This window comes from Vibrio sp. 10N.261.51.A4 (genome assembly GCF_041471945.1).
Classification (GTDB): Bacteria; Pseudomonadota; Gammaproteobacteria; order Enterobacterales; family Vibrionaceae; genus Vibrio; species Vibrio crassostreae_C.
On the sequence record NZ_JBFRPJ010000088.1, the window covers coordinates 1 to 8,986 of the forward strand.

An 8,986-nucleotide genomic window follows, 5' to 3' on the forward strand; every position below is an offset into this window, starting at 1 on the left:
TAAGCTTGTGTATACCTAATCTGTTCAAGGTCCTCTAAACCTTGGACAGATTAGTAGTATTTGCACTTAACGTATTGAAAATAATCAAGTGTAGCGGTGAATGGGTAACAACTTTCAGCGTAATAGCAATTGAAACACCTAAGTATTTAGGTTCCTTTTCGATTAACACTCAGTACCTTCTGAAAGCAACAATGCATCTTCTAATTCAACCCCAAGATAGCGGATTGTATTATCTACCTTGGTATGACCAAGTAGTAGCTGCACCGCTCGGATATCTTTCGTTTTTGCGTAGACTAACGTCGCTTTTGTTCGCCTCATCGAGTGAGTGCCATACAAGTTAGGATCCAACCCCAGATTAGAAGCCCATCTCCTCACTAAGTATCGATAGTACGAATAGCTAATCGGTTGTTGCTTTCGCCTTTGGCTTGGGAAAATAAAATTGCTGTCATGTAGCGAAGCCATCAAAATCCATTTCATTAGACTCTGTTGAGTTCTTGTCGTTATCTCAAATTGAACTTCAATATCTGTTTTGCGCTGGATATGCTTAATGCGGTTAAATATCCTATCTTGCGAAGATACATCGCAAACTCTGAGAACGAGCAAATCACTTGCTCTAAGTTTGCTATCAATAGCTAAGTTGAGCAACGCAAGCTGCATCAAATTATTTTCAATTTCTAATCTGGTTCTGATCCGCCAAATTTCCTCAAGCCGAAAAGGCTTTTTGACGCCACTTCGTTTCGTTTTGTTGAAAACTACCATGATGACCTCCTTTTTAATTTGGTCATCACGATTTTAGTTGGAAGGAAATGGACAAAAGTTTGCAGTGATTATCCTAAATTAGCTTTTCACGAATTACCTGACGTATTGCAAAACCTCTAATCTGCGGGCCAAAATCAATCATCCACTACACTTCAATCACTTTGGTACGAGGCTATAGAACATGGCTTGCAGCGAGGTTGTGGAGACTCAAGTTCGTTACAAGCTTTTAAAGATGTCGATAAACGGTTTGTCTATTACGGTGAGCTATCAAATACATTGTTAGACAAACCAACGGAAGACCCTGCAAGTCGTCAGCAAGCGTTGTCTGAACTCAAAAAGTACAAGACAAGCCAGTTCAATAAAACAACGTATAACAAGGTATCTAAAATTGGTTTTCTGAAAGAGGCGTTAGCAGATACTTTTTCGTCACTATTTGGAAAGCTAGGTGTGGCTGAGACACTGATAACGAAGGTCGCGCCAGATATGGCGAACTATTGGAATGAAGATACCTATTTTGGTAGCGATGTCAGGCATAGGCTAATGGTTGAACTAAAGGAAGCGCTTGATGATCAAGATGACGTGATGATTGTATCGCACAGTCTCGGGTCGATGATCAGCTATGACGTGTTATGGAAATTGTCTCATTACGGAGAGTATAGACACGACTATGGTGCGGATAAGAAGGTCAACTTATTGCTTACGCTCGGGTCACCGTTAGGAGATGAAAACGTAAAAGAAAGGCTAAAGGGGAGCCGCTTGAAAGATGAGAAGAAGTACCCGTTAAACATTCAGCAATGGATAAACATATCGGCAGAAGATGATTTTATCTCTCATGACAGCAAAATTAGAAATGACTTTAAAGATATGCTCAAGCTGGATCTGATACCCGGTGGAATGAAAGATATTCACCCAGTTTATAACCTCAATATTCGCAACGGAAAAAGCAATCCCCATGCTTCTATCGGTTATCTCATTAATCCTAAATTCATCAAAGTATTGGATGAATGGCTCTCGAGTTGATGTGGTTTTACCATTGTAAATTGCTTCGGTGATCGTTCGTTGAAACTTAGATAAAACAAGGCCTCGCGTGTGCGAGGCCTTTTGCTTTCAAACTAAAGTTAATCTAGCCTAGCGAAAACTTGGGATAATCGCTGGGATTCCCGGTAGAAGGCCAACCAACGCCATCACACTTGTTAGCACAACGAACATAATGCCTGGCAGCACCCAACGGCTCATCTTGCTCAGTTCGCTACTACGCTCTTTACAACCGACTAAGCCTAAGTTATCCAACAGCATGGTGAGAGCCCAGCCAAATGCAGGGTTAACGAGCGCTGAAGAAAATACAACAATCGCTGCTGATTGTGTGGTTTTTCCTTCACGAGTCATTTCCATTCCAGCTTCTAGCAATGGCACAAATACCCCAACAATTAGCGCCACACACAGTACAGGTTGCCAGATAGCTAGATCCATCGGGTAACCCCAAACAGCGGCGATGATACAGAACAGAGCTGTTAGCAAAGCGCCAGCAGGGATAGGGCGTTTAGCAATCGCCGCGGGTACGATATAAGTCCCCCATGAAGACGTAAAGTTAGTACCGCCAAGTAGAGAGCCGAACGTTTGACGAATTGAAGCCGTGGTCATGGTGTCGTCAATGTTCATGTGTACTTTTTCGGTACGTTCTGGGTAGCTGATCTTTTGGAATACTTGATGCCCTAAGAAATCTGGCGACCACATCGCCACGGCTAAAATAGCAAACGGCAATACCACCATGAAGTGTTCAATCGTCGGCAGGCCTAGCATCCAACCTGTATCTTCGCCCCACCAATACATAGGGTTCATGTTAGGCAAGCCTGGCTCAGTGTGGAAAGCAAATGGGGCACCCATGGCAAATGCAATCGTACCACCCAGTAAACAACTAAGAGGCACGGCTAACCAACGCTTACGGAAATGTTCTAATAACGCGTACAAAATGATGGTGCAGAAGATCACGACAAAAGCAATATGACTCATGCCGATCCCTTCAGCCCAAGCGAACAGCTTTTTCACTTGAGAAGCGGTTCCAACAAAGCCAAGGTAGAGCAATAATCCGCCACATACGCCTTTACTGGTGAGGTTGGCCAACATGCTGCCACCTTTACTGATGGCTAAGATGAGGCCAAAAGCGCCAATCAATAACCCAAACGCCATAGGGTGTCCGCCTGCTGCAACCACAATTGGAATTAACGGGATGAGTGGACCGTGTGTACCTGCGAGGTTCGCGGTCGGCAACAGGAAGCCAGAGAAAATAATAATGAAAACAGAGGCGATGAGGAGTTCATAACGAACGTTTTCTAGAATGAAGTCTTCATTTAATCCGAGAGCCCCAGCAAAGGTGGCTGCAATAGCGCCCACCATAACCACTTTACCAATGGTCGCCGCCATCGCTGGGATGGTGTCTTCTATCTCAAATCGATAATCTTTAAACGGCAAATTTGGACGCCAGCGCTTAGGCGACATGATTTGCAATTCGTGTTCTAGATACTGTTCTCGGGATTCAAACTCTGAGCTTGGTTTATGTTGTTGTTCATAGGTGAGTTCATCCTCATTGGCTTGAGGCTTCTCTGTTTGTATATGTGCGGACTCTAAAGTAGTGCTCATTTTGATTCCTTTCGTTCACACTCTTAGGTGTGTTATTCCAACAAACGTTGTTGACTCACGGTATGAAGCGCAAACAATGCGTCAACTTATAATTAAAAACTCATTAACATTTAGTTGTTAGTACCTTATACCAAACCAAAAAAAACAAATAGACTCAGTCGGTTAGACATTAGTCGTAGAGTCGGACGACTAGTATTAGACCCTGTAGATAGTATGTGTCTGATTATTTGTAGTCCCTTAATTTCTCCCACGTTCTGCACTTGATAGTGATAGAATCTCCGCATTAGAGTTATCGAGAAACTAGGTATTTATAAACAATGTTTATCCATCACGTAAATGGCATCGACTGGCTGGTAATTACAGCCTTTGAAGAACTGAAAACTATGTTTATCGAAGATGCAGGCCCAATCCCAGCTTGCTTTTCTACCGCCAGCGAGTTGAGCCTGATTGATCAAGCCAAACGCAGTTATGGATTTTTGCCTAAACTCCGCGGTGTGATCACCGATACCGGCACTTTTCAAAGTAGAGATATTGAAGAAGATTTGAACCCACAGCTTGCGTGTATCGTTGAAGGGCGTGGTCGGGTTTTTATCTATCACGGCGACTACGTGGCTTTTGTCGATGACGAGCAAACCTTCATTACCCGTATGGACTGAGAGTGATTCAGTGAGTTGAGATCGGCGAATTGGTAAATCGGCGAGTTAGCCCACCTAGAATTTAAAACTAAAGGATTAATATGATGGCAAAAACGATCTCATTGGTACTTGGCAGTGGTGGCGCAAGAGGCTTGGTTCACGTTGGAGTCATCCGCTGGTTAATTGAGCATGGCTATCAGATAAAATCCATTTCTGGCTGTTCAATTGGCGCACTTATCGGTGGTGTCTACGCTGCGGGCAAGTTGGATGAATTTGAAGAGTGGGTCACCAGTATCGATCAAGGTGATATGGCGATGTTGTTGGACTTTTCATGGCAGTCGAGTGGTATGTTCAAAGGGGACAAGATCATCGACACTCTGCGTGGACTGATCGGCGAGATTTCAATTGAAGATCTGCCTATCCCTTATACCGCAGTTGCTGCCAACGTCGCCGAAGAAAAAGAGGTTTGGCTGCAATCCGGTTCTCTGTTTGATGCCATTCGCGCCTCCATCTCTTTGCCACTGTTCTTCACTCCACATGTCATTAATGGTGAAGTGCTGATTGATGGCGGAGTGCTCAATCCCGTACCGATTGCGCCTACCTTTAGTGATAAGACAGACTTTACTCTGGCTGTGAACTTAGGTGGTGAACCCGAAATGCTTCAACAGGAAGTGATACCGGTTTCCCTACCAACAAAAGAGAGCAACCTGCATGAGAAGGTTGTGCATTTTATCGATAACCTCGGTAGCAGTGTAAAAAGCAAAATGAGCTTCAACTTTGCTTTTTACGATATTGCCAACCAAGCATTTGATGCGATGCAATCGACCATCGCTCGCCAAAAGTTGGCCGCTTACCCCGCCGATATCACGCTTGAGATCCCACGCAATGCTTGTGGCACCCTAGAGTTTGATCGCTCACAAGAGATGATCGACAGAGGCTACCACTTAGCACAGGCTAAACTGGGCAATCGACTTTAATGCATTTGCTGCTGAATGAGGGTAACTATGGAAACTGAACTCAAACTATCTGAACTCAAAGAATTGGTCACAACAAAAGATGTCATCGTGCTCACCAGCATAGAAGAGCCTGCTGTATCTTGGTTGATAGATTGCTATCAAGAGAATGCTGATATCCAAATTATCGAGAACGCACACCAACTAGATACTGAAGCGATTTTGTCGCAATGCAGAAGCAGCCTTAACGAAAGTAAAAAGGTCATCCTTACAGCGCAGTTTCGTAGCCAACTGCCTATCATCAATATCGCTTCACTGTGTAATGAGAAGCGCAAGTCATTGATCAATATTGAGCTATTAGGCTGGGATGAAGAAAAACGCGTTCCTCATTCTTACAGTAGTTTCTAGCTTATATTTGTTGCTAGGTAACTGCAGTTTTTAGGTAACCGACAGCGTCTCTATAACCAGAGCAGTTCAACACAAGGTTGATCAAAGCGGTTAAGTCAGTGTCCGGAATTTGTTGACCACTACAGGGTGGTTGTATCGAATCAGGAGTAGAAAAGTCTCTTGAGATTTTACTTGTCTAAATTGTGCTTAATTATTTGTTCCACCACACCATTCATCGTCCTTGAGCTAATCTCCGGTTTCAAATACAAGGAATGATACTCAACTCCTGTTCGGTCTATATAGGCTGCTTGTAAGCCAGCGGATAGCGCACCATGAGTGTCCCAATCATGAGTAGCGACAAGACGAAGGTTTTCGACAGGCTCTTTTAAAGTTTCGGCTGCAAAGTTATACACATCTGAATTGGGTTTGAAACTGCCTGTTTCTTCAACGGAAATGACGGTGTCGAAATAATCTTCTAAGCCTGAGTTCTTGATTTGAGAAGTGATGAGATCGAGGGATGAGTTGGAAAAAGCGACGGTTTTAAACCCGTTCTCGCGCAATTTGAGCAAAGACGCTTTAATATCTGTGTGCGGTGGTAGATTGGCAAAAGAAGTTAACAAGGCACCTTTGCTTTCCGCCGTTAAATCACACTTGTACCGTTGTGCAATAGCGTTGAGCGCTGCATTCGCTAATTCAGAAAAAGTAGATTTTACGTTTGTTGCGATGCAAACCGTTGAAGAGTGTAAAAGCTTTGAAAACCAAAGTGATAATGCATCCTCCTTTCCAAACACCGCTTTAAATTTAGGCTGTAATGACTCCAAATTTAAAACCGTTTCGTTTATATCAAAAAGTATCACTTCTTTTTTCATGCAAAGCCCCCAGATTTAATTGAATTTTATGCTTACATAACCTGCTCTGACGATATGGTTTTCAACCTCCATTCAAGTAACTAAAGCTTTGCTCTCTAATTTGAAAAGAAGCTGGAATGCGTCAACGACAACCCGCCAACTCAAATCTGGCGTTGCTTTATGAGTATCATGCAACGCCAAATCTGAAACGATTTAGCTTAATTTGCGGCTTCGATGGTGCCTTTGAAAGTGCTGTCTAAAAAGTCATTGATCTCTTGTGAGTGGTAAATTGAGATAATCTTTTTATACGTTTCATTATTTTTGTCTTCTTCTCGCGCTGCAACAACCATCACTGCTAAAGGTGCGTCTTTTTTCTCTAAGTAAATGCCTTGTTTCTTAGGGTCGAGTCCAGCCGACATTACATAGTTCATGGTGATTGCAGCAGCATCTACATCGTCAAGAGAGCGGGGGAGCTGCGCGGCATCCACTTCAACAAATCGAATGTTCTTCGGGTTGCTAACAATATCGTTTAAAGACGCGTTGAAACCAGCGTTGTCTTTTAATGAGATCAGCCCTGCATCTTCAAGCAGTAATAGTCCACGCCCGCCATTCGTTGGATCGTTTGGAATCGCGATTCGAGCGTTTTCGGGAATAGAATCAAGCGAAGTGTACTTGTTCGAGTAAACGCCCATACGCATCAAAATTGAACGTCCGATAGAAACTAACTGGCTATCGTGATTGGCATTAAAGTTATCGAGGAATGGCTGATGCTGGTAACTGTTCAGTTGGATACTTCCATCATCTAATGCTGCGTTAGGGGTGATATAGTCTGAGAACTCGACGAGTTCAATGTTTATCCCTTGCTTTGCTGCTTCTTTGGCAACAGCTTGTACAACTTGTGCATGTGGGCCAACTGTCGCCCCAATCTTGATGACAGCCTCGTCTTTTTTTCCACATCCTGTTACACCGAATACGAAAGCTAATGCCAACAGGGATGCTGTGATTTTTTTGTAGCTGTTCATGATAACTCCATTTAATAAATAAAAGACATGTAGACGTCTAGCTATCTATATTATCTATTTGCGCGATCGGGTCAATAGGTTTGTTTGAAGCGAAGTTACATTGATGAGCGGTTAAGTCAGTGAATCAACGAGGCTTCTGTACGTGAGACTCGACCGACAATCCCCTTCTAACCCCCTTGGTTTACATCTCAAACCTATTGTTGGTAATGGGAAAAGGGAGGAACTGATTACCGACCAACAAAGGCCTCGCGAGTGCGAGGCCTTTTGGGTTTTGTAGGGAATAGGGCAGTCACTCGGAATCTAAAGAAAACGGGTTCAGTAAAGCTAACTATTAAGAAAGCTTTTGGTTAAAGAACTCAAGTGTACGTTTCCAAGCTAACTCTGCTTCTTCTTCAGCATAGCGGCCAGTTGAATCGTTATGGAAGCCATGGTTCACGCCGTCATAGATGTAAGCTGTGTAGTCTGCTTCGTTCTCTTTGAGTTCGGCTTCATAATCTGGCCAAGTCGCATTCACGCGTTTATCGATTCCCGCAAATTGGATGAGCAAGGGGCCTTTTACATTTTTTCTTAAATCTGGTGCGGCAGGAGTACCATAAAATGGAACGCCTGCATCGAGTTGCTCTGGCATGACAGCGGCCAACATATTCACGATATAGCCACCGAAGCAGAAACCGACTGCGCCTAGCTTACCGTTACTTTTTTCATGGGACTTCAAGAAGTTTGCCGCTGCGATAAAGTCTTCTTCGATTTTCTCTTTTGATAGCGACTTCTGCATCGTTCGACCTTCATCATCATTACCTGGATACCCGCCAAGCGAATAGAGTGCATCAGGTGCAAACGCAATAAACCCCGCCGCTGCGAGTCGTCTTGCCACATCCTTTATGTATGGATTGAGGCCTCTATTTTCATGAATGACCAATACAACAGGCGCATTGCCCTCTAACTCTTTGGGTACAACCAAGTAACCATAGCCTTCGCCGTGTCCTTTAGGTGAAGGAAACTTCTCGTAGGTTGCTTTGATGGAAGGGTCATTGAAAGAGACTTGCTCTGCCTGCGCATAATTAGGAATCAGTGCAGAAGTTAGCGTCGTCATGGTTAAGCCAAGTACAGCTAGCCCAGATAGACGAGCCATAAACTCTCTGCGATCAATCAGGCCGTGTGCATATTCGTCGTACCAATCAAATGCTTCTTGAGGGATAGATCGAGTCGGCGTTGATTGAGATTCGGTATTTGGATTCATAACTTTTCCTTGTTGTGAGTTGTTTGACCAATCAACTATAGTGGAAAATTTGATATAATTGAACGATCGCTCAATAACTTTTGAGCTATTTGTTATATCAAAGTACAAAAATTAGATGACAGTCCGATAAAACGATCACTTCGAATCGATTTCCATCGCTTTGGTTTGTTTTACGGAGCAATTCAATACAAGGTTGATTTGAGGGTTAAGTCAGTGAAGTCGGGTGTGATGATTGTTTGTTTTTAGGGAGGCTCTAAATCGAAGTTGGGCACATTAGAGCTAGGCTTATTTTCCGCAGACATGGACAAGTAAGTTTCAATGCAAACGCTTGATTTTACTCTGGTATAATCTTTCTCATAGGGACGACCTTAGCGTTATCAGAACCTTCTTGATGAGAGATAAAATAGATGTTGAAACTTCTGCGTCAGATAAAAAAATGGAAACTTGTAACGTTTGGCTTACTGATGCTCATTGCCGCTTTTTTTAGGTTCATCGCGGATTAGCG

At 43.3% G+C, this 8,986-nt stretch carries 8 protein-coding genes and 1 pseudogene; 4 read left to right on the forward strand and 5 right to left on the reverse strand.

All coding sequences use genetic code 11. The features are described from left to right. Nucleotides 1-162: 162 nt before the first annotated feature. Nucleotides 163-759: a tyrosine-type recombinase/integrase gene (locus AB4384_RS19165; RefSeq protein WP_372129975.1), complete on the reverse strand. Its 597-nt coding sequence runs from the start codon at nt 757-759 to the stop codon at nt 163-165. Between the two features lie 153 nt (nt 760-912). Between AB4384_RS19165 and AB4384_RS19170 the strand changes: the two are divergent. Continuing rightward, nucleotides 913-1,779, forward strand: a pseudogene (locus AB4384_RS19170) (hypothetical protein); the annotation flags it as partial. A gap of 108 nt (nt 1,780-1,887) precedes the next feature. On the opposite strand, the gene AB4384_RS19175 reads toward AB4384_RS19170, so the two are convergent. Next, nucleotides 1,888-3,396, reverse strand: coding sequence for a DUF3360 domain-containing protein (locus tag AB4384_RS19175; protein ID WP_372129976.1), 1,509 nt, complete (start codon nt 3,394-3,396; stop codon nt 1,888-1,890). Nucleotides 3,397-3,713: 317 nt separating this feature from the next. Here AB4384_RS19175 and AB4384_RS19180 point away from each other — a divergent pair, with 317 nt between their 5' ends. The 3 genes from AB4384_RS19180 (at nt 3,714) to AB4384_RS19190 (ending at nt 5,392) form a co-directional block, all read left to right on the forward strand. Beyond that, on the forward strand, nt 3,714-4,052 hold the full coding sequence (locus AB4384_RS19180) for a hypothetical protein (protein ID WP_017059071.1): 339 nt from the start codon (nt 3,714-3,716) through the stop codon (nt 4,050-4,052). 83 nt (nt 4,053-4,135) lie between these two features. Beyond that, a complete protein-coding gene (locus tag AB4384_RS19185; RefSeq protein WP_372129978.1) occupies nt 4,136-5,008 on the forward strand; it encodes a patatin-like phospholipase family protein in 873 nt (290 codons plus the stop codon). 15 nt (nt 5,009-5,023) lie between these two features. Beyond that, the gene (locus AB4384_RS19190) at nt 5,024-5,392 is read left to right on the forward strand and encodes a hypothetical protein (protein ID WP_372129977.1); all 369 of its coding nucleotides are present in this window, start codon (nt 5,024-5,026) and stop codon (nt 5,390-5,392) included. Between the two features lie 167 nt (nt 5,393-5,559). Here the strand turns inward: AB4384_RS19190 and AB4384_RS19195 are convergent, their stop codons facing one another. The 3 genes from AB4384_RS19195 to AB4384_RS19205 all read right to left on the reverse strand — a co-directional run bounded on the left by AB4384_RS19195 (nt 5,560) and on the right by AB4384_RS19205 (nt 8,481). Next, nucleotides 5,560-6,240 carry a haloacid dehalogenase type II gene (locus tag AB4384_RS19195; protein WP_017065459.1) on the reverse strand — a complete coding sequence of 227 codons (681 nt, stop codon included), beginning with the start codon at nt 6,238-6,240 and terminating at the stop codon, nt 5,560-5,562. Between the two features lie 197 nt (nt 6,241-6,437). After that, nucleotides 6,438-7,241: a MetQ/NlpA family ABC transporter substrate-binding protein gene (locus AB4384_RS19200; RefSeq protein ID WP_017059075.1), complete on the reverse strand. Its 804-nt coding sequence runs from the start codon at nt 7,239-7,241 to the stop codon at nt 6,438-6,440. A 331-nt stretch (nt 7,242-7,572) separates the two neighbouring features. Beyond that, nucleotides 7,573-8,481, reverse strand: coding sequence for a dienelactone hydrolase family protein (locus tag AB4384_RS19205; RefSeq protein ID WP_017059076.1), 909 nt, complete (start codon nt 8,479-8,481; stop codon nt 7,573-7,575). Between the last annotated feature and the right edge of the window lie 505 nt (nt 8,482-8,986).